This is a genomic window from Halomonas elongata DSM 2581, assembly GCF_000196875.2.
Lineage (GTDB): Bacteria > Pseudomonadota > Gammaproteobacteria > Pseudomonadales > Halomonadaceae > Halomonas > Halomonas elongata.
Window position 1 is genome coordinate 2380913 of sequence record NC_014532.2, and the last position, 21060, is coordinate 2401972.

Here is a 21060-nt window from a genome sequence, read left to right on the forward strand (position 1 = left end):
CCAATCGACAAAAACCATGCAAATTCGCCTCATTCGGTCATCGTCTCCTGGTTGCGGGACGTCGTGACCAACGGTCGGATATGCTGATCCACGGCCTCGCGCGCACGGAATATCCGCGAACGAACCGTGCCGACCGGACACTCCATGATATTGGCGATATCCTCATAGGAGAGCCCATCGAGTTCGCGCAGCGTGATCGCCGTGCGCAGGTCTTCCGGCAGGCCCTCGATGGCCTCGAACACGGCCGCTTGAAGCTGGTCGCGAGCGATGGATGCCTCCGGCGTCTCGATGTCGGCCAATCGACCGCTGTGGTCGACGACCTCGGCATCCACGATATCCATGTCGCTGCCCGGTGGGCGTCGCCCCTTGGACACCAGATGATTCTTGGCGGTATTGATGGCGATCCGATACATCCAGGTATAAAAGGCGCTCTCGGCCCGGAACTTGCCCAGTGCCCGGTAGGCCTTGATGAAGGCTTCCTGAGCCACATCCTGAACCTCGGCATGATCGTGCACATAGCGGCCAATCAACCCAATGATCTTGTGCTGGTATTTCTTGACCAGCAAATCGAAGGCCCGGGTATCCCCCTTCTGGGCACGCTCGACGAGTTGCTGATCGGTCTCCCGAGTCGTCCCCATTCAAGACCTCCCCGGGGTGGGAGCGTGGCGAGACGCCGGATCGCGGCGTCGCAATGAAACGGGTGTCGCTTGCATAAATGTCAACCTGAAGCCCTGGCCGCTGGGTACAATGTCATTGTGCGCCCGTGAAAGAAGTGCTCAAGTGTTCCTGTTTCTCGGGCATCCATCAAGCCGGCGGCCCCGAACCGCCCTGCCGGCGGTCTGACAACCGATAAGCGTCACGGTTCCCAGACGATTGAATTTACACGACTCGCGGGCGATAGTAGGCGCCATTCATCATGAAAAGCCTCGTTTTTCCATCAGCGCTGACACGATACAGGTAGCAACATGTCCGAACGACAGGTCAACAACCTCAACGTCCTTGGCGAGGACGTGCTCATCACCCCCGTGGAACTCAAACGGGACATTCCCCTGAGCGAGCGGGCAGAACGCACGGTGATCGAGGGACGCGAGACCATCCAGAACATCCTGGAAGGCCGGGATCCACGGCTGCTGATGGTGGTCGGCCCCTGCTCGATCCACGATGTGGATGCCGCCATGGACTATGCCCGTCGCCTGCGCAAGCTGGCCGATGAAGTCCAGGACAGCCTGTATATCGTGATGCGCGTCTACTTCGAGAAGCCCCGTACCACGGTGGGCTGGAAAGGCCTGATCAACGATCCGCACCTCAATGGTTCCTTCGAGATCGAGCAGGGCCTGCACACCGCCCGCCGCTTGCTGGTGGACCTCGCCGAACTGGGCCTGCCGCTGGCCACCGAGGCCCTGGATCCGATCTCGCCCCAGTACCTGCAGGATTGCATCAGCTGGTCGGCGATCGGCGCTCGCACCACCGAATCCCAGACCCACCGTGAAATGGCCTCCGGCCTCTCCTGCCCGGTGGGCTTCAAGAACGGCACCGATGGCAGCCTCGACGTAGCCGTCAATGCCTTGCAGTCGGTGGCCCATCCCCACAACTTCCTCGGCATCGACCAGACCGGCAAGGTAGCGATCATCCGCACTCGCGGCAATGCTTACGGCCATGTCGTGCTGCGGGGCGGCAACGGCAAGCCCAACTATGACAGCGTCAGCGTGGCGCTCGCCGAGCAGGAACTGCGCAAGGCCGGCGTCACGCCCAATATCATGATCGACTGTTCCCACGCCAACTCCAACAAGGACCCCGGTCTGCAGCCGCTGGTGCTGGAGAACGTCACCAACCAGTTGCTCGAGGGCAATCGCTCCATCATCGGCCTGATGGTCGAATCGAACATCAACTGGGGCAACCAGAAGATTCCCGAGGACATCGACCAGCTCGCCTACGGCGTCTCCATCACCGATGCCTGCATCGACTGGGAAACCACCGAGAAGTCCTTCAAGGAAATGAACGAGAAACTGACGGCCACCCTGGCTTCGCGTCGCGACGGCGCCTGACGTCGCGTTCCGCTCGCCCCATGATTCCGCCGGGGCGAGCGGCTGCCGCCATTCCCACCCCAGCTCAATTCCGTATCAGTTCACGCGCCCAGGGCAACGCCTCGGGATACTGCTCGGTATCCAGCACGAACTCCTGCCCCCGCGCTACGGCACGCAACGCGGTCTGCCCTCCCGAGCGGCGCCAGCGCTTCGGATCGCCGTGGTAACTCAAGGGGGCACGCCCATCACCGGGATACCACCAGGCCGGCAACTCCCAGTCGGAAACCCGGGCCGCATTCGCCGCCGTCAGCCGGCGCTGCGCGGCATAGTGCGAAAAGATCCCCGCCCCGGGCAGGTCGTCCCCGCTCTCTGCCAGTTGCAGGCGACGGCGCGCGATATACAAGGCATTGCCGGCCTCGCCGAGCCGCTGGCAATGCGGATGATAACCGGTCCATGAGTACGCCGACGGCAGCTCCTCGCCCAGCGACAGGACTTCCGACACCTGCATCCAGCCCCACAACACATGACAGGGAGCGGCATCGCTGACCCAGCGCCAGCGTTCCGCGACCCGCTCGACACGCCGGAAAAGCCCGAAGAACAGAAACAGATCCCCCGGCCCGACGCCCTGGTTGCGCAAGTGGCCGAGGGCCTGGCCCATCTGCCCGAACACGGGGCGCCAACCGGGCTGGCGCGGCAGGCTTTCCTTGGTCAGGTCGGGATCCAGGTGGGCCCTCGCATCCGCCGCGATTCGCCCTCGCGTGAGGTCGGAGACGAGCGGCCCCAGCGGCTCCCCGGCATGGGAGATGGCTGAGTACGGAATGGTGGAGCGGGCATCCGGAATGGGCAGGACGACCAGGCGGCCATCGGGCAATATCGGGCTTGGCACCCCACCGGCGGAGGAGTCGAATCCCTTGCGGCTCAGAATCAGTTTCATGCGGCATCCCGCTTCATTGCGAGCACGGCAGTCGCGTCAGTCCTGCACCAGGCCATCGATCTCGCGCGTGAACGGCGGCAACGCATCGAGCAGAGCCCGGCCGTAACGTCGGGTCAGGACCCGCCGGTCGAGCAGGGTGATACGGCCGACATCGGCCTCCTTGCGGATCAGCCGGCCACAGGCCTGCACCAGCTTGATCGACGCATCCGGCACGCTGATGCGCATGAAGGGGTTGCCGCCCTGGCTCTCGATCCACTCGGCCAGCGTCGCCCCCACCGGGTCGTCGGGCACGGCGAAGGGCAGCCGGGTGATGACCACATGAGTCAGGTACTCCCCCGGCAGGTCGATACCCTCAGCGAAGCTCGCCAGCCCGAACAGGATACTGCCCTCGCCCTTGTCGACTCGCTCGCGATGCCGTTCCACCAGTTCGCGCTTGGGCAGTCGATCCTGGGCCAGCACCCTGTCGCGACGCTCACGGCTGAGGGCCCGCTCCACCCCGCGCAACTGGGCCCGGGAGGAAAACAGCATCAGCACGGCTTCCTTGTCGTCGAGTGCCTCGACGAACTCGACGATGGCGCGTTCGTGCCCTTCCCGGTCGGCGGGATCCACCGCCTCGCGCGGCACACTGAGCACCGCGCGGGAATAGTCGAAGGGGCTCGGCAGGCGCTGATAGCGGTAGCGATTGGCCAGTCCGGCGCGCTCCTGGAGGCGCTCGAACCGCCCCAGCGCCGTCAAGGTCGCGGAGGTCACCACGGCCCCGTGACAACGTCCCCAGAGCGACTTGGCCAGGGTGTGCGCGGCGGAGACCGGACTGGCCGCAAAGGTCAGTTCCGGCTCGCCACCGAAGCGCTCCAGGGTCAGCCAGCGCGCCCGGGGCGGCTCGTCCGCGGAATCCGATTCGGCGAAGGCGAGCCACAGGGCGTGGGCCTCCAGCGCGCGGCCATGCAGCAGCGCCACCAGCGGCAGCCAGGGTTCGGCCTGCTCGCGGGGCAGGCCGGTGGATTTCTCGGGATCCAGGCTCTCGCGCAGGATATCGCTCATCGATTCCAGCGTGCGCGACAGCTCGGCAAAGATCGTCACCAGGGCGCCGGACGTTTCGCGCAGGGCATCGGGTACACGGCCCATCTCGAAACGATGCTGAGCGCCCTCCTCGGCCTCGCCGAGCCCCTCCGGTCGACCGGCCAGTTGATGGCCCAGCGAGAAGGCCTCGCCGAGGCGCGGCTCGAGCGCCTCGATGGCCTGGGGCAGACCGGATAACAGCCGCGCGAGCGTCGGCTGCACGCCGAGTTGCTGGTTCAGCTCCGAGAGCGATTTCTTGAGGGTACTCAACCAGCGCAACCCGCCGCCCACGGCGAAGCGATGGGTGAAGTGGTTGATCGCCTTGTCCGGCAGGTGATGCCCCTCGTCGAAGACGTAGAGGCAGTCGCCGGGATCCGGCAGGACCACGCCGCCGCCCAGGGCGAGATCGGCCAGCACCAGATCGTGGTTGGCGACGATGATATCGGCGCTGTCCAGATCGCGGCGCGCGCGGAAGAAAGCGCAGGCGCCGAAGTGCCCGCAGCGCCGATTGGTGCACTGGCGATGATCGACGGTGAGCTTGCGCCAGTGGGCGTCGTCGATGGCCTCCGGCCAGCTGTCGCGGTCTCCCTGCCAGCGGCCGTTGCCGTAGGCCTCGCCGAGGGACTGCACCAGCTTCTGGAAGTCATCGCCGCCGCTGTCCAGCGACTGCTCGAACAGCGACAGGGCGGGATTGTCCTCACCGCCTTCCATGGCCTGGTCGAGCCGCGCCACGCAGACGTAACGCCCGCGCCCCTTGGCCAGGGCGTAGTCGAAGGCCAGGCCGCTGTGCGCCTTGAGTGCCGGCAGGTCCTGGTGCAGCACCTGCTCCTGGAGCGCCACGGTCGCGGTGGCCACCACCAGACGCTTGCCCCGAGCCTTGGCCACCGGCAAGGCCGCCAGCAGATAAGCCAGGGTCTTGCCGGTACCGGTGCCGGCCTCGAGCACGCAGACATGCTCATCGCTGGTACGCCGCCCGGCGTCATCGGTCTCGATGCCGGCCAGGGTGCGGGCGATCTCGGCGATCATCAGCCGCTGCCCGTAGCGCGGCGTGAGTTCGAGGCCCTCGAGCACGCGGCGATAGGCGGTCTGTATCTCGTCCTTCAGGACCTCGTCAAGCATGATGCACCCAAGCTTTAAGCTTTAAGCCGTAAGCTGTAAGAGAAAACCCACCACACGGGGAGTGCGGTAACCTGAGACCGGCAGTACCAAAACGTACCAAGTAGAAAACCTGCTCGCAGCTATAAGCCCTGATACTGCTGCCGCCCTCTCGGGCGGCATGGATTTTGATTTTACTTAAGGCTTACAGCTTATCGCTTACAGCTGAATCAGAGCAGTCCTTCCGGCGGGTGCTCGCAGGGCAGCTTGTCGTTGATGAAGCGCTCGATTTCCGGCAGCGAGAAGGCATCTTCCTCGCCCACGAAACTGATCGACACACCCTTGGCGCCGGCCCGGCCGGTACGGCCGATACGATGGACATAGTCCTCCGGATCCTCGGGCAGGGTGTAGTTGATCACGTGGCTGACATCCTCGATATGGATACCACGCCCGGCCACATCGGTGGCCACCAGCACCTGGATCTCGCCTTCACGGAACTGCTCGAGGGTACGGATACGCTGGTTCTGGGGCACATCGCCGGACAACATGGCGACATTGATGTCCGCCTTGCGCAGCAGGCCATCGAGCTTGCGCACCAGGTCGCGACGATTGCCGAACACCATCACCCGATCGAAGCTTTCCTGCTGCAGCAACTTGACCAGCAAGCGCTCCTTGTCGTCATCACTGACCAGATAGACGCGCTGGTCGATGTCGGCAGCGTTGTCGACGGTCACCTCGATATCCACATGGGCCGGCTCATGGGTCCACTGCCCGGCCAGGTTGAGAATGTCGTCGGTGAAGGTCGCCGAGAACAGGAAGGTCTGGCGTTCTTCCTTCTTCGGCGTATGGCGGATGATGCGCTTGACGTCGGGGATGAAGCCCATCGACAGCATGCGATCCGCCTCGTCGAGCACCAGCACCTCGACCTGGGTGAGATCGACGTCGCGCTTCTGATGGAAATCCAGCAACCGGCCGGGCGTGGCAACCAGCAGGTCCAGCTTCTTGCCCAGGCCGTCGCGCTGCTTCTGGTAATCCATGCCGCCAACGACGCTGGCAACATTGAGATTGGTGAAGCGTGCCAGTGCCTTGGCATCCTTCTCGATCTGCAGCGCCAGCTCGCGGGTCGGCGCGACGATCAGTGCGCGAGGTGCACCGGGCTTCTGACCATCGGGCGCTTCTTCCTCCAGGAAGTAGGCCAGGATGGAGATCAAAAAGGCAGCCGTCTTGCCGGTTCCCGTCTGGGCCTTGCCCACCACATCGCCGCCGAGCAGGGTATGGGTCAATGCCTCGGCCTGGATCGGCGTGCAGTACTCGAACCCCTGGGCATGGATGGCCCGCATCAGCGGCAGCGGCAGATCGAAGTCGTGAAAGCGCCACTTGCCCGCCACCGCGGGCACCTGGAACTGACGGAGATCCCAGTTCGACTGGCGGCGACGCGGCTTGCGGCGGCGACGCTTGGGCTTGCGGTTCTGGGCCGGTGCTGTGGTCTGTTCCGACTCGCTCATAGGCTGTGCTGTCTCGTCCGTGTTGTGGATGGATGCGTGACACAAACGGCCATTGTACCAGTTCTCACGCCTCAAGGGCGCACCCCTCGCTGTCGATGGTGCGTCCGGGCCTGCTAGAATGGCGACATTATCCAAGGAGCCATGCGTCATGACACGCCGAAAGAAGACCCGCTCGCTTTCCGACAAGGTGACGATCCGTACAGGACGGCGCAAGGACTACAAGCAGTGGCGTCACGACAACCCCGACCAGGTCGGCCCGTCACGGCGATTCACCCAGAAGAAACGCCAGCAACGCAAGCTGCAGGCCGCCCGCAAGCAGGCGCGCCAGGAGAGCGGCCAGCCGATCGACATCCATCCGGACAACTCCCAAGACAATTCCCACGACAAGGACGACTGACGATGCGCCTGGTGTCATTCAACATCAACGGTATTCGGGCCCGCCTGCACCAGCTCGAGGCCCTGGTCGAGCGTCATCGACCGGCGGTGATCGGCCTTCAGGAAACCAAGGTCCAGGACAGCGAGTTCCCGGCCGAGGCGGTGGAGGCATTGGGCTATCGTGTCTATTACCACGGCCAGAAAGGCCACTATGGCGTGGCCCTGATGTGCTGCCGCGAGCAGTGCCCGGAGCCCGAGCTCGTCCAGCGCGGCTTTCCCGATGACGAGGACGACGCCCAGCGCCGCCTCATCGGCGTGCGCCTGCGTGGTGCCGACGGCGAGCCGTTGACGGTCTGGAATGGCTACTTTCCCCAGGGCGAGAACATCGAGCATCCGGTGAAGTTTCCGCACAAGCGGCGCTTCTATGCCCAGCTCAGCTCATTGCTGAAGGAACAGCATCGCCCGGACGAACGCCTGGCGATCATGGGCGACTTCAATATCTCGCCTGCGGACATCGACATCGGCATCGGCGAATCCAACCGCAAGCGCTGGCTGCGCGAGGGCAAGACCAGCTTCCAGCCTGAAGAACGCGAATGGCTGGACGCCATCAAGGCCTGGGGCCTCTCGGACAGTTACCGGGACCGCTACCCCGAGGTCGACGACCGCTTCAGCTGGTTCGATTATCGCTCGAAGGGCTTCGACCGCGACCCCAAGCGCGGCCTGCGGATCGACTACATCCTGACCACCGCGCCCCTGGCGACGCATATCGCCGATGCCGGGATCGACTATGACCTGCGCGGCATGGAGAAGCCGTCGGATCATGCGCCGGTGTGGACGGAGTTCGATCTGAACGCTTGACCCGGCAAGCATTCGGGTCGGGGCAATAGCCGAGTGAGCGCAGGCGCTCAACCATCCGCTTCTGCGCTCGCCTGCCCGTCCAGCGCTTCGTCTTCGTTCTCGGGCAATGACGCCAGCCAGTCGCTCGCTTCCGTTGCACCGCCCTGACGGGCACGCTTCAGGGCTTCCCGGGCCAGCTCCAGACGGTCCCAGCCGGAGGCCAATTGCCCCAGCCGCAGCCAGTCCTCGGCGGTATCGCTCCGCTCGGCGACCTCGCGCCAGGCGCTCAGCGCTCGGTCATGATCCCGAGCCGCCTGCCAGGCCTCGGCCAGCAGGCGGCGATTTTCCAGGGAATCGTCCAGGCTGCCCTCTTCCAGCGCGCGACTCAGGATCTCCGCTGCCCGAGCCGGCGTGCCCGCCGCCAGATGCAGCCGAATACGCTGCATCAGATCGTCTGAGCCGCTGAGAACACCGCGCCGCCAGGCCGTCTCCCACAACGCCGCCGCACGGCCCGGATCGCCCATGCGCTGCGCCAGCCCCGCTGCACGGCGCCAGGCCTGAGGATCGTCCTCGGCACCCGCCAGTTGACGCTCCAGCACCGCCAGCGCTTCTTCCTGCCGACCGGCACGCTGCAAGGCCGTGGCCGCCAGCCCCAGGCGCTGCTGCGAGGCTGACGCATCGCCTGCCAGGGCGCGCTGCGCCCAATCGGCGGCCTGCTCCCAGCGGGAAGACTCGGCCTGAAGCTGTGCCATCAGCCAATGCGCATCGGCGTCGCCATCGTGGCGCTCGAGCCAGTCACCCAACAGTTCCCTGGCCCGCTCCGTGTCGCCGAGGCGGGCGCGCAGCCCTGCCTCCTGCCTCAGCCAGCGATCCGCCTGAGCAGGCTCAACGCCGCGGATGCCACGGGCGGTCGCCAGATGCTCGACAGCCGCCTGCACATTGCCACGGCGCACCTCGGCATTGGCGGCGAGCTGCAGATACAGCGCTCGTGCCCAGCGATCCGAGGCATTACCGCCCGCGAGCCGCTCGGCCTGACGGGTCGCCTCCGCCTCGACGGCCGCATGCTCGCCGGACTTGAGGCGAGCCTCGAGAGCCTTGAGGTCATCGATGATGCCACCGGACAGCGTCGGCGCCGCCCAGGCCGACGACGCAAACAAGCAGGCGCCGGCGATCAGGATGCAAGCATAGGGGGCATGACGCATGCGACTACCTCAAGTTGAACTCGAAACGCTGACGGGCCCGCCGACGCTGGTCGGCCTGCTGAAACTGCCATTCGACGATCGACTGTCTGGCGGCACGCTCGAACACCCTGGGCGGATTCGCCTCCAGCACTTCGACACTGCCAGGGTCCACGCTGCCATCGGGGCGAATGATGAACTGCACCACGACATGCCCCTCGATGCCCCGGCGCTGGGCCCGCGGCGGATACGTCGGCTTGCCCCGCCGCGTCGCCTGGGCCGACGTTCCCACATCCACGGGCTCCTGCGTGGCGGCCGGGGCCGACGCTGCGCTTGCCGACTCGCTGGGCACCGCTGCGGTGCTGGCGGCCGCCGGCTCGGAGGTCGGTTCCGGCGAAGGCTCGGGAGCCGGTTCGGGCTGCGGGGTCGGCTCAGGTTCTGGTTCGGGTTTCGGCTCGGGCTCCGGCTGAGGCTCGGGTGGTGTCTCCTGCAGTTCCGGCAGCGACTCGTCCAGCGGCACCTCGGGAGCCTCCATCGGCGGTAGTTCGGGTTCCGGCAAGGCGATATCGCTGCTGATACTGGGTGCAGGCGCCGGCTGGGGTGGCGTTGCTGCCGCCGGCGGTGGCGGAGCCGGTGCATTGGCGGCAGGGGCCGGATTCGGCTCGGCTTCTTCGGTCGGCGCCTCGGCCATGTTCATGGTCATGGTTTCCAGGCGCTGCTCGGGTTCGGCCTCCGGCGGCACCACCAGCAGCGCCAACAGCATGAAGAGCACCAGCGCCAGGGCCGCGCCGGCGACCAGGGAAAAAGGACCACGCAGCATCAGGCGCCGCTCCGCTGCGCCGCCACCGCGACCTGTTCGACATCGGCCTCGCGCAGGCGGTCCATGACCTCGATCAGCACGCCGGTGGTGGCCTCACGATCGGCCTGGATCACCACCGAGCCCTCGTCGCTGACCATGCCGGCCACCTTGGGGCCGACCCGATGGATATCCACGGGCTCGCCGTCGACCCAGACGGCCCCCTCCGGGGTGATCGCCACCAGGACCTGAGCATCGGGACGCGGCGTGGCCGCGCTCGATTCGGGGCGCTCGATCTCGACGCCGCTTTCCTTGATGAAGCTGGTGGTGACGATGAAGAAGATCAGCATGATGAACACCACATCCAGCATCGGCGTCAGATTGACCTCGCTGGACTCGTCAACGGTACCGAGTCGACGTCTACGCATGTGCGTCCTCCGCGGCGCGGGCGAGACGATCGTGCAACCGCTGGTCCTCGCGCCGGATGATGTGTTCCAGGCGTGTGATGAAGAGCAGGCCCACCACCGACACCGCCATCCCGCTCAGGGTGGGCAGTGTGGCGCGCGCCACGCCATCGGCCATGGCCCGGGCCTGATTGACCTCGCTGATCGACAGGCTGTCGAAGACCGTGATCATGCCGGTCACGGTGCCCAGCAGGCCAAGCAGCGGGCAAATGACCACCAGGAGCTTGAGCCAGGGCAAGGGCCCGCGCAGCGAGGCGATCAACTCGCGCACCCAGACCTCGCGCAGGGTCATGGCGCTCCAGCTGACGCGATCGCGTCGCGTCACCCAGCGTTCCACCAACTCTCGGCGCGCCGGGCGATACTGGAAGCGAAAGAACCACCAGCGCTCGAGCGCCACCGAGAACAGCAGCATGGCGACCCCGGCAATGACCACCAGGACCGGGCCACCGGCATCGATCAGCCGAACGAGGGGATCAAGCCAGGGCATCGGCATGTCGCTTCGTTGCCGCAGTGGCGGAGGCCGCAGCCTGGTCGGCCTCCAGACGATCCGCGAGCACCGCGCTGGCGCGCCCTTCCATGGTGCCGATCAACGCACGGCTACGGCTGCTCAATGCGGTATGGGCGAACAGCAAGGGCACGGCGGTGATAAGGCCCAGCACCGTGGTCACCAGGGCCTGGCTGATGCCGCCGGCCATCAACTGCGGGTCGCCAGTGCCGAACACGGTGATCGACTGGAAGGTCACGATCATGCCGGTCACGGTGCCCAGCAGACCGAGCAGTGGCGCCACCGCCGCCAGCATCTTGACCAGTGACTGGCCCCGCTCGAGACGCGGTTGCTCGGCGAGCATGGCCTCGTCGAGCCGTGCCTCCAGCGCCTCGGGGGCATGTCCGCTGCCGAGGGCATGGAAGCGCTTGAGAACCCGCCCGAGCGGATTGTCTTCGCGCAACTGCTCCAGGTCGCCGAGCTGGCGCTTGAGGGTAACCGTGACGCGCAGCAGGTAGAGGTACTGGAACAACGCCACCAGCAGGCCGAGCACACCGAGCACCACGACTACATAGCCCACAGCGCCACCTTGCTGGAAGCGTTCCAGCAGGCTCGGCTGCTGAGCCATAGCCTCGAGCACCTGGCCGTCGGTGGGATCCAGGGAGATCACATCGCCCTGCCCGGCCTGGAAAGCGTTCAGACGATCACTGACCGCGCCAGGCGTATGGTCGAGTACCGACAGATTTCCTTCGTCGCCGGTCCGCTGCAGCAGTTGACCGTCGCTGAAGGCCAGCAGGTCGCCGACCCTCGTCACCGACCGCTCGCTGCGCTGGCCATCCTGCCCGGCCACGGGCGCGGTCAGGTTCACGATCCGGGACGTCTCGCGGGTCATGCCCATCAGGCTATCCGCCAGGGTCTCGACCTGGCCGGGGCGCAGTACCCCGTCGCTGTCCAGGCGCGGTGGCAACGCCGCCTCGGCGCCCAGCGTCAGCCAGCTCTGACCAAGATCGTCGCGCAGCTCGCCGCTCACGCTCGCCACCGCATCGAACACCGGACCGAGATCGCCGCCCTGCTCATCGATCTGGGTGGCCAGTTCCTGAAGCTCGGCTTTTTGCGACTGCTGTTGCGCCTCCAGCTCCTGACGCCGTTCGCGAGCTGCCTCGAGATCGGAACGCGCTTCCTGCAAAGCGGACTCGAGCGCCTGGCGATCATCCACCAGCTCGGCGAGGCGCGCTCGGTCGCGCGCCTCGGCCGCTTCGCGCTCGGCCTGGAAGGTCTGCAATGGATCCTCGCTGGACTGCGCCAGAGCAACCCCCGACGGCAAGGCCGCCAAGGCGACAATGGCCAGAATGCGGAGCACGGAGTGACGACCGATCATGAGGCATCCTCCACAGGCTGGGAAACGGGCAGATCGAGCATCGCCGGGGCTCGCTGCTCGCGTACGATGCGCAGCCCCTTGCGGATTTCCGCCAGGGCCGACTCGTCGAGGGATTGCCATTCACCGGCCTCGGCCTTCCAGACCCCGCCCTGATGGCCATCCGGCGTCAGGTAATACCAGCCGATCCGCCCGATACGCAGGAAGTTCACTTCCCGGGGCGTGTCGCCCGGCAGCTCGCCGCGCCAGGCATCCAGTTCGCGACCATAGTCGAGCTCGGCGCGCCATGCCGCCAGCACCCGCTCCAGTTTCTCGGCGCTGCTCAGGTCCGCCGCCGACAGCGTGGACTCGAGCGAGGCCACCCGGGCCAGGCGCTCGTCGCGCAGAAACGGCATGTCGTGCTCGACCCAGGCCCGCAGGCGCTCGACCATCTCGCGCATCATCCCGGGCAAGGCTTCGCGGGTCTCGGCCAGCGATTCGACGCCGGACCGGCGCTCCTCGAGGGTCGCAGCCTGGCGTTCCACGACCGGCGCCAGCTCCTCGTTGTAGGCCCGCAGGCGACGAGTCTCTTCCCGCGCCTGACGAAGTTCGCGCAGTTGCTCGCGGACCGCCTCGTCGGCATTGTCGATGCGCTCCTGCAACTCGGCCTGGGTACGTTGGGCGTCTAGCGCCTCGTCGCGAAGCGACGACTGGGCCGACGCCGAAGCCGCCAGGGTCAGGGCGAGCCCCGCCACTCCCCAGCGAATCCATGGTTTCCTATACGGCACGCTCGTCTCCCGGAAGGTGCACTGAACGCCTGGCACATTACTTCAAACAAGAATTATTATCAATACCTCGACCGTTGTGGCGATACCATGAAAAAACCGGCCTCCCCGATGGGAAGGCCGGCCGTTGAACCAGCAGCGGCTGGTAACTATCGCGTGCCTGAGAGTGCCTTACAGCTTCTGCTCCAGCTCGGGCAAGGCGTCGAAGAGGTCAGCCACAAGACCGTAGTCAGCCACCTGGAAGATCGGCGCTTCCTCGTCCTTGTTGATCGCCACGATCACCTTGGAGTCCTTCATGCCCGCCAGGTGCTGGATGGCACCGCTGATGCCCACGGCGATGTAGAGCTCCGGGGCGACGATCTTGCCGGTCTGGCCGACCTGCATGTCGTTGGGCACGAAACCGGCATCCACCGCCGCGCGAGAGGCGCCGATGGCCGCGCCGAGCTTGTCGGCGATACCGTCGAGCAGCTTGAAGTTCTCGCCGTTGCCCATGCCGCGGCCACCGGAGATGACCACCTTGGCCGCGCCCAGTTCGGGACGGTCACTCTGGGCCAGTTCCTCGCCGACGAAGGACGACAAGGCGTTGTCGACCACGGTGTCGACGGCTTCGATGGTCGCGCTGCCGCTGGCGCCGACCGCGTCGAAGGCGGTACCCCGCACGGTGATAACCTTCAGGGCATCCTCGCTCTGCACGGTGGCGATGGCATTGCCGGCGTAGATCGGTCGCTTGAAGGTGTCGGCACTCTCCACGGCAATGATCTCGGAGATCTGCGAGACGTCCTTCAGCGCGGCGAGACGCGGCATGACGTTCTTGCCGGTGGTCGAGGCCGCCGCCAGCACATGGCTGTAGTCATCCGCCAGCGACACCAGCAGCTCGCCCAGCGGCTCGGCCAGTTGGTGGGCGTAGACCGCGTGATCGGCCACGCGCACCCTGGCGACGCCCTCGAGCTTGGCCGCCGCCTCGGCGATGGTGCCGACGTTTTCCCCGGCCACCAGTACGTCGATGTCACCGCCGATGGCCTGGGCCGCGGCCACCACATGGGCCGTGGTCTCGGCCAGCTGGCCGTCGTGATGTTCGGCGAGTACCAGAATGCTCATGAGATCACCTTGGCTTCGTTCTTGAGTTTGTCCACGAGCTCATCCACGGAGCCCACCTTGACGCCGCCCTGGCGCTCGGCCGGCGGCTCGACCCCGACCAGCTTGAGCTTGCCGGCGACCTCGACGCCCAGTTCTTCCGGCGTCTTGGTGTCCAGCGGCTTCTTCTTGGCCTTCATGATGTCGGGCAGCTTGGCGTAGCGCGGCTCGTTGAGGCGCAGGTCGGTGGTGACAACGGCCGGCAGGGCCAGCGAGAGAGTCTGCAGGCCGCCGTCGATCTCGCGGGTGACCTTGAGCTTGCCGTCCTCGACCGCGACCTCTGAAGCGAAGGTCCCCTGGGCTCGCCCGGTCAGGGCGGCCAACATCTGGCCGGTCTGGTTGTTGTCGCTGTCGATGGCCTGCTTGCCGAGAATCACCAGCTCCGGCTGCTCCTCCTCGACCACCTTGGCCAGCACCTTGGCCGCGCCCAGCGACTCGACACGCTCGTCGGTCTGCACGTGGATGGCGCGGTCGGCCCCCAGCGCCAGGGCGGTACGCAACTGCTCCTGGGCGGCCTTGGGACCGACGGTGACCGCGACCACCTCGGTGGCCGTACCGGCCTCCTTCAGGCGCACGGCCTCTTCCACGGCGATCTCGCAGAAGGGGTTCATGGCCATCTTGACGTTGGTGAGGTCAACGTCGGAGTTATCCGGCTTGACCCGGATCTTGACGTTGTAGTCGATGACGCGTTTGACCGCGACGAGTACCTTCATATTGTCCTCGCTTGGTTCAGTCTCGGAACCGGGTTATGAAGAAGGCGAAACGCCCCTTAGAACCGATCGGCATGCTTTTAGATGTTTCATGCGAGCGTTTGATAGGCGCTGCGCCGAAAAAACCTTTTCAATGTGCCACAGCCCCGGTGACGGCAACAATCCCGCCATGCCAGTCGAAGGGCCCGTTCGGCAGATCCCCATCGTAAGGGGTGCCCCTTTGCGGCTATTATGCCTATCATGGAGCACCCCTAGAAGCAAACGACCGTTTAAAATTGACGAGACGTCGGAGGGTGAACGCCGCACGGGCAAGCGCGGCAGTTGGCCGACACCCTCTCGGTGCCCGCAAGAGCAAGAGGCATGACGTCTCGCCATGGGAGGAGACCTCAACAATGACAGAACACGTAGAGCGCGACAGCATGGAAGTCGACGTGGTGATCGTCGGCGCCGGTCCGTCCGGGCTTGCCGCGGCCTGCCGGCTGATGCAACAGGCCAACGAGGCCGAACAGGAACTGACCGTGTGCGTGGTCGAGAAAGGCTCAGAGGTCGGCGCCCACATCCTTTCCGGTGCCGTCTTCGAACCCCGTGCCCTGGATGAGCTCTTCCCCGACTGGGCCGAGCGTGGCGCGCCCCTGACCACCCCTGCCGTGCGCGACGAGCTCTACCTGCTCCGCGATGCCGAGAAGGCCCAGAAGCTGCCCAATGCCCTGGTGCCCAAGAGCATGCACAACACCGGCGGCGACATCACCCGCTACGTGATCAGCGCCGGCAACCTGTGCCGCTGGCTCGCCGAGCAGGCCGAGGAACTCGGCGTCGAGATCTTCCCCGGCTTCGCCGCCCAGGAAATGATCGTCGACGAGGACGAGACGGTGCGCGGGATCATCGTCGGCGACATGGGCGTGGCCGCCGACGGCACCCCGAAGGACAGCCACATGCCGGGCATGGAGCTGCGCGCCAAGTACACGCTGTTCGCCGAGGGCTCGCGCGGCCATCTCGGCAAGCGCCTGATCGAGCGTTTCAAGCTCGATGAGGGCAAGGACCCGCAACACTACGGCATCGGCCTCAAGGAACTCTGGGACGTGCCCGCCGAACAGCATGAGCCCGGCCTGGTCCTGCACGGTTCCGGCTGGCCGCTGGACAAGCACACCCATGGCGGCTGGTTTCTCTACCATGCCGAGAACCAGCAGGTGGTGGTCGGCCTGATCATGGATCTAGCCTACCAGAATCCCTGGCTGTCGCCCTTCGACGAATTCCAGCGCATGAAGCACCATCCGGTGCTCAAGCCCTACCTCGAGGGCGGTTCGCGCGTCGCCTATGGCGCCCGCGCCATCACCAAGGGCGGCATCAACTGCCTGCCGAAGATGACCTTCCCCGGCGGCCTGTTGATCGGCTGTGATGCCGGCACCCTGAACTTCGCCAAGATCAAGGGCCTGCACACCGCCATGAAATCCGGCATGGTGGCCGCCGAGACGGTCTTCGAGGCGCTGGCGAGCGGCGACGAGGGAGGCACCGAACTGGCCGCCTTCACCGACAAGTGGCAAGCCAGCTGGGCCTGCAAGGAACTCGAGGAAAGCGCCAGCTTCGGCCCGGCGATCCACAAGTACGGCACCGTGGGCGGCGGCGCCTACAACTTCCTCGACCAGCTGGTCGGCGGCAAGCTGCCTCGGGTGCACGACACCACGCCGGACCATGCCACGCTCAAGCCGGCGGCCGAGTGCGAGAAGATCGAGTACCCCAGGCCCGACGGCAAGCTGTCCTTCGACAAGGCCTCCTCGGTGTTTCTCTCCAACACCAATCATGAGGAAGACCAGCCCTGCCATCTCAAGCTCGACGATCCGGACCTGCCGATTCGCGACAACCTGCCCGAATACGCCGAGCCGGCCCAGCGCTATTGCCCGGCGGGCGTCTACGAGGTGGTCGAAGGCGACGACGGCAAGCCGCAGTTCCAGATCAACTTCCAGAACTGCGTGCACTGCAAGACCTGCGATATCAAGGACCCGGCCCAGAACATCACCTGGGTGGCACCGGAGGGTGGCGGCGGCCCCAACTATCCGAACATGTGACGCCCCGCTCTTGCACAAGGCCCCCGCCGAAGCGGGGGCCTTGCATAGTGTTCATCCTCCGAGATAACGGCGTCCCTGGCGCATGACCGCACCTCGTCGTCGCTCTCCCCCGCCGTCCGGCGGCTGCGTGATCTCGCGCCACGCCGCCGCATCCAGCCAATCCCTGTCGGCCAGCCAGGCGGCAAGACGCTCGGGCTCGTGGCCGCCGTCCAGTTCGCAACCCGCCGCATCCGCCAGGACCGGAAGCCGCGTCCCGTAGGCCGCCACCAGCGCTTCATCCTCGGCCACTTCCACGCGAGCGAGTCGTAGCTCCTCGTTGGCCAGGCGACCCAACCAGGCCTCCAGCGCCTCGCAGAGATGGCAGCCACTCGTGGTATACAGGGTCAGCTGGATCATCTTCCCTTCTTTACGCTCCGTCCTTACGCCTCTTCCCCGTCACGATGTCGGATCAGGAAACAATGGTGCAAGTCCGGGCGACGCTTGAAGTCAGGATCGAAGGTCTTCGCCGAGATATCTTCCACGACGAAGGCCTCGGCCAGGTCGGCATCCAGCTTGAAGCGCCGCTGGTTGTTGGAGAACACCAGGGTGCCGCCGGGTGCCAGTCTCGCCATGGCCAGCCGCACCAGCCGACCGTGATCGCGTTGCACGTCGAGAGTATCGGTCATCTTCTTGGAGTTGGAGAAGGTCGGCGGATCGAGAAAGATCACATCGAACTCACTGCCGGCAGTCTCCAGCCAATGGAAGCAGTCGTCGCGCACCACGCGATGCCGCGAGGGATCCAGCCGGTTCAGGCGGAAGTTCTCCCGGGCCCAGTCGAGGTAGGTGTTGGAAAGATCGACACTGACGCTGTCGCTGGCACCCCGCCCTTCGTCCTGGCCGAGCGCGGCCTGCACGGTAGCGGCGGCCGTGTAGCAGAACAGATTGAGAAAGCGCTTGCCCTCGGCCAGCTCGGCCAGCAGGCGACGCACGGGACGATGGTCGAGGAAGAGTCCTGTATCCAGATAGTCGCGCAGATTGACCCATAGCCGCGCCCGGCCCTCCCGGACCTCGAAACGCTCGCCACTGGTATCCTGCCTCTGGTACTGAGCCCGCCCGCTCTGACGCTGGCGTTGCTTGATCACCACCTGGGAAGGCTCCACGCCGAGCACCTCGGGTATCACGCCGAGCGCTTCATGCAGACGCTTCTGCGCCTGGCCGGGATCCACGGAACGAGGCGGCGCATATTCCTGCACATGCACGCGATCCCCATAGACATCGATGGCCAGCGCATACTCGGGCATGTCGGCGTCATAAAGCCGATAGCAGCTTTCACCGGATCGCTTCAGCCACTTGTTCAATCGCTTGCGATTCTTCAGCAGGCGATTGGCGAACATCTGGGCGCCTTCGCTGCGAGACGGCTTGCTCGTCGCCTCGCCCTTCTCTTCGTCCGTCCCGGACGGGATGTCCATCAGCAACAGGCGCGCATCCAGAGGACCGTTCTTCAGCGAATACTGCTTGTGGGCACGCAGCCCCGTGCGATGACCGAGGTCGGGATTGGCGGTGAACAGCGCCAGGCGCCAGCCCGGGAAGGCCGCACGGGCCCGCTCGCCCAGTTGGGCGTACAGCTCGACGAGTTCCGGCAGTTCGCCCAGCCGTTCGCCATAAGGGGGGTTGGTGATGATCAGGCCCGGGGGCGCCTCATCCAGCCCTCCGGGACGCTCGAGCTCACCGAGCGCGCCCCCGGTCAGCTCGATCAAGGCCGGAATCCCCGCCCGCATGGCGTTGGACTTGGCCGCCGCCAGTGCCGGCGGACTGCGATCGAAACCGAACAACCGGTTGCGGCAACGCTTGCGGCCGATGCTCGCCCGGGCCTCGGCCTCGCGCTTGAGTTCGCGCCAGCTGGCCTCATCATGACCGACCCAGCCATGAAAGCCGAAACGTTCGCGCTGCAGGTTGGGCGCCATGTCAGCGGCCATCATCGCGGCCTCGATCAACAGGGTGCCAGCGCCACACAGGGGATCGACGAGCGGAGCTCCCTCCCGGGCCATCGCCGGCCAGCCGGCACGAATCAGCAGGGCCGCCGCCAGGTTCTCCTTGAGCGGTGCGTGTCCCGTGCCGCGTCGATAGCCGCGCCGATGCAGGCTCTCGCCCGACAGGTCGATCCCCAGCGTAAGACGACCGCGATGCAGGTTCGCGTAAAGACGCAGGTCGGGCGCCTGAGGGTCGACCCGGGGTCGCGCGCAGCCATCGGCCTGCAGTCGCTCGACCACACCATCCTTGACGGTCTGGGCCCCGAAGCGCGTGTGGCGGATGGCATCGCTGCGCCCATGGAAGTCCACCGCCAGGGTCGAGCCGACGGCCAGGTGAGCCTGCCAGTCGACACCTGCGCTGGCCTCACGCAGCCGTTCCGGGGTCTCTACACCGTCCTCCTGGATCAGGCAACGCACCACGCGATTGGCCAGTCGCGACCACAAGCAAGCGCGATACGCCGTGACCAGCTCGGCCTGGAAGTACACACCGGCCACCGTCGTCTTGGTCGGCTCGGCGCCGAGCGCGGCCAGCTCATCGGACAACAACGCTTCGAGCCCCTTGGGGCAGGTAGCCAGATACGCCCCGGGGGCGGTGGATCGTCTATCGATCATGGGATATCCATCGACGTGGCCGGATATCCGGCCGTTCATTACAGGCGTATGCGAGCCTTGTTACAAATCATCGGTCGACAGAACCGACCGATCTGGGCTATGTATTAACCAGTAGCTACTCGTTTGTAAACGCATGCGTTCCTGTCCATGGGTCCCGCTCCCCCTCGGCCTCGGTCGAGGGGGACGTCAAGACCCGTTATCACGGGACCGGTGCCGTACGCACCGGATTCCATATCGGCACCTTCACCAAGAGGTAGTCCAATGAAACGACAGAAACGTGATCGCTTCCAGCGTGCCTATGTACATGGGTACAAGGCGGGTCTTTCAGGTCGTTCCCGTGACGACTGTCCGAATCAAAACATCAACCTGCGCGAATACTGGATGAGCGGTTGGCGTGAAGGTCGTGGGGATCAGTGGTCCGGCATGACGGGTGTTTCCGGTATCCACAAAAACCCCATGGTGGTCTGATTCCCGACCATCGTTTCGTCAGACAAGATGACGACCCGTCAAGCCCATGGCCATGCCGTGGGCTTTTTTACGCGCCTCCCATGTGCCGTGCCTGCAGCGCCCGCACACATTCGCCCACCAGGGCCGGCCCGCGATAGATGAAACCGGAATAGAGCTGTACCAGATCGGCACCCGCCTCCTGTTTTTCCAGAGCCGCCGCACCGCTGTCGATACCGCCCACGCCGATGATCGGCAAATCCGGCAACCGGCGACGCAGCGCTCGAATCACCGTATTGGAAGGCTCGAACACCGGACGACCGGAAAGCCCGCCCTGCTCCTCGGCTCCCGGCAGTCCCTCCACCGCATCCCGCGACACCGTAGTGTTGGTGGCGATCGCGGCGTCGACACCATTGGCCTCCAGGCTCTGCGCCACCAGGGCAACTTCCGCTTCGCTCATGTCCGGGGCGATCTTCACCGCCAGGGGAACCCGCCGGCCGGTGGCACGATCGAGCGCGAGACCCTCCTCGCGCAGGCTGCCCAGCAACTGGTCGAGGTGCTCACCGAACTGCAGATTGCGCAGGCCCGGCGTGTTCGGCGAGGAAATGTTCACCGCGACATAGTCGGCATGACCGTGCACCTTGCGCAGGCAGTACAGATAATCGTCCACCGCCCGCTCCACCGGCGTCGTCAGGTTCTTGCCGATATTGATACCGATGACGCCAGTGTAACGCGAGCGCCGCACCCGCTCGACCAGGTGATCCACGCCGGCGTTGTTGAAGCCCATGCGATTGATGATCGCCCCGGCCTCGGGCAAGCGAAACAACCGCGGCCGAGGATTGCCGTCCTGGGGCTTCGGAGTAACGGTGCCCACTTCGACGAAGCCGAAACCCAGCGCCCCCAGGGCATCCAGGTGATCCGCATTCTTGTCGAGCCCCGCCGCCAGCCCGACCCGATTGGGAAAGCGCAGTCCCATCAGCGTCACGGGATCCTCCACGCCGCCTTTGCCGAGATGGGCTGCCAGGCCGAGGCGCTGGGCCATGTCCAGCGCCGAAAGCGCCACGCCATGGGCCTTCTCGGCATCGAGGCGAAACAGCAGCGAACGGGCGAGCGAATACATGGCAACTCCTGGCAAGGCAACGGACAAAACGGGCGCGAGTATAGCGCAGCCATCCCCGAACGACGAAACGCGTGGCTA

General features: G+C 65.7%; 20 protein-coding genes. 5 read left to right on the forward strand and 15 right to left on the reverse strand.

Annotated elements, in window-relative coordinates; genetic code table 11:
* Positions 1-29: 29 nt before the first annotated feature.
* On the reverse strand, positions 30-638 hold the full coding sequence (gene rpoE / locus HELO_RS11220; protein WP_013332785.1) for an RNA polymerase sigma factor RpoE: 609 nt from the start codon (positions 636-638) through the stop codon (positions 30-32).
* Between the two features lie 327 nt (positions 639-965).
* On the opposite strand from rpoE, the gene HELO_RS11225 reads away from it, so the two are divergent.
* A complete protein-coding gene (locus HELO_RS11225; RefSeq protein WP_013332786.1) occupies positions 966-2045 on the forward strand; it encodes a 3-deoxy-7-phosphoheptulonate synthase in 1080 nt (359 codons plus the stop codon).
* Positions 2046-2109: 64 nt separating this feature from the next.
* Here HELO_RS11225 and HELO_RS11230 read toward each other — a convergent pair whose 3' ends face one another.
* The 3 genes from HELO_RS11230 to rhlB all read right to left on the reverse strand — a co-directional run bounded on the left by HELO_RS11230 (position 2110) and on the right by rhlB (position 6617).
* Complete coding sequence (locus tag HELO_RS11230; protein WP_013332787.1) at positions 2110-2958, reverse strand: Nmad3 family putative nucleotide modification protein; 849 nt, start codon at positions 2956-2958, stop codon at positions 2110-2112.
* A gap of 36 nt (positions 2959-2994) precedes the next feature.
* On the reverse strand, positions 2995-5136 hold the full coding sequence (gene dinG / locus HELO_RS11235) for an ATP-dependent DNA helicase DinG (RefSeq protein ID WP_013332788.1): 2142 nt from the start codon (positions 5134-5136) through the stop codon (positions 2995-2997).
* Between the two features lie 206 nt (positions 5137-5342).
* Positions 5343-6617 carry an ATP-dependent RNA helicase RhlB gene (gene rhlB / locus HELO_RS11240; RefSeq protein ID WP_041602102.1) on the reverse strand — a complete coding sequence of 425 codons (1275 nt, stop codon included), beginning with the start codon at positions 6615-6617 and terminating at the stop codon, positions 5343-5345.
* A gap of 148 nt (positions 6618-6765) precedes the next feature.
* On the opposite strand from rhlB, the gene HELO_RS11245 reads away from it, so the two are divergent.
* On the forward strand, positions 6766-7014 hold the full coding sequence (locus HELO_RS11245; RefSeq protein WP_013332790.1) for a hypothetical protein: 249 nt from the start codon (positions 6766-6768) through the stop codon (positions 7012-7014).
* 2 nt (positions 7015-7016) lie between these two features.
* Positions 7017-7850 (forward strand): exodeoxyribonuclease III, encoded by an 834-nt coding sequence (gene xthA, locus HELO_RS11250; protein ID WP_013332791.1) that lies wholly within the window; start codon positions 7017-7019, stop codon positions 7848-7850.
* Between the two features lie 47 nt (positions 7851-7897).
* Here xthA and HELO_RS11255 read toward each other — a convergent pair whose 3' ends face one another.
* From HELO_RS11255 to HELO_RS11290, 8 genes are all read right to left on the reverse strand, one after another.
* A complete protein-coding gene (locus HELO_RS11255) occupies positions 7898-9031 on the reverse strand; it encodes a tetratricopeptide repeat protein (RefSeq protein ID WP_013332792.1) in 1134 nt (377 codons plus the stop codon).
* A 4-nt stretch (positions 9032-9035) separates the two neighbouring features.
* Positions 9036-9827: an energy transducer TonB gene (locus tag HELO_RS11260; protein ID WP_013332793.1), complete on the reverse strand. Its 792-nt coding sequence runs from the start codon at positions 9825-9827 to the stop codon at positions 9036-9038.
* Positions 9827-10231 (reverse strand): ExbD/TolR family protein, encoded by a 405-nt coding sequence (locus tag HELO_RS11265; protein ID WP_013332794.1) that lies wholly within the window; start codon positions 10229-10231, stop codon positions 9827-9829. Before HELO_RS11265 ends, HELO_RS11260 begins: the two co-directional genes overlap by 1 nt.
* Positions 10224-10760 carry a MotA/TolQ/ExbB proton channel family protein gene (locus HELO_RS11270; RefSeq protein WP_013332795.1) on the reverse strand — a complete coding sequence of 179 codons (537 nt, stop codon included), beginning with the start codon at positions 10758-10760 and terminating at the stop codon, positions 10224-10226. The genes HELO_RS11265 and HELO_RS11270 overlap by 8 nt, the downstream gene beginning before the upstream one ends.
* On the reverse strand, positions 10741-12129 hold the full coding sequence (locus tag HELO_RS11275) for a MotA/TolQ/ExbB proton channel family protein (RefSeq protein WP_013332796.1): 1389 nt from the start codon (positions 12127-12129) through the stop codon (positions 10741-10743). Before HELO_RS11275 ends, HELO_RS11270 begins: the two co-directional genes overlap by 20 nt.
* Positions 12126-12893, reverse strand: a complete 768-nt coding sequence (locus tag HELO_RS11280) for a DUF3450 domain-containing protein (RefSeq protein WP_013332797.1) — start codon at positions 12891-12893, stop codon at positions 12126-12128. Before HELO_RS11280 ends, HELO_RS11275 begins: the two co-directional genes overlap by 4 nt.
* A 168-nt stretch (positions 12894-13061) precedes the next feature.
* The gene (locus HELO_RS11285; protein ID WP_013332798.1) at positions 13062-13988 is read right to left on the reverse strand and encodes an electron transfer flavoprotein subunit alpha/FixB family protein; all 927 of its coding nucleotides are present in this window, start codon (positions 13986-13988) and stop codon (positions 13062-13064) included.
* Complete coding sequence (locus HELO_RS11290; RefSeq protein ID WP_013332799.1) at positions 13985-14737, reverse strand: electron transfer flavoprotein subunit beta/FixA family protein; 753 nt, start codon at positions 14735-14737, stop codon at positions 13985-13987. Before HELO_RS11290 ends, HELO_RS11285 begins: the two co-directional genes overlap by 4 nt.
* 389 nt (positions 14738-15126) lie before the next feature.
* On the opposite strand from HELO_RS11290, the gene HELO_RS11295 reads away from it, so the two are divergent.
* Complete coding sequence (locus HELO_RS11295; protein ID WP_013332800.1) at positions 15127-16797, forward strand: electron transfer flavoprotein-ubiquinone oxidoreductase; 1671 nt, start codon at positions 15127-15129, stop codon at positions 16795-16797.
* A 51-nt stretch (positions 16798-16848) separates the two neighbouring features.
* Here HELO_RS11295 and HELO_RS11300 read toward each other — a convergent pair whose 3' ends face one another.
* Entirely contained in the window at positions 16849-17193 is a 345-nt protein-coding gene (locus HELO_RS11300; RefSeq protein WP_013332801.1) for a glutaredoxin family protein, read from the reverse strand.
* Between the two features lie 23 nt (positions 17194-17216).
* Positions 17217-19418: a bifunctional 23S rRNA (guanine(2069)-N(7))-methyltransferase RlmK/23S rRNA (guanine(2445)-N(2))-methyltransferase RlmL gene (gene rlmKL, locus HELO_RS11305; RefSeq protein ID WP_041602103.1), complete on the reverse strand. Its 2202-nt coding sequence runs from the start codon at positions 19416-19418 to the stop codon at positions 17217-17219.
* A 261-nt stretch (positions 19419-19679) separates the two neighbouring features.
* Between rlmKL and rmf the strand changes: the two genes are divergently transcribed.
* Positions 19680-19886, forward strand: a complete 207-nt coding sequence (gene rmf, locus HELO_RS11310) for a ribosome modulation factor (RefSeq protein ID WP_082995084.1) — start codon at positions 19680-19682, stop codon at positions 19884-19886.
* Positions 19887-19953: 67 nt separating this feature from the next.
* On the opposite strand, the gene HELO_RS11315 is transcribed toward rmf, so the two are convergent.
* Entirely contained in the window at positions 19954-20982 is a 1029-nt protein-coding gene (locus HELO_RS11315) for a quinone-dependent dihydroorotate dehydrogenase (RefSeq protein WP_013332803.1), read from the reverse strand.
* Positions 20983-21060: the final 78 nt, after the last annotated feature.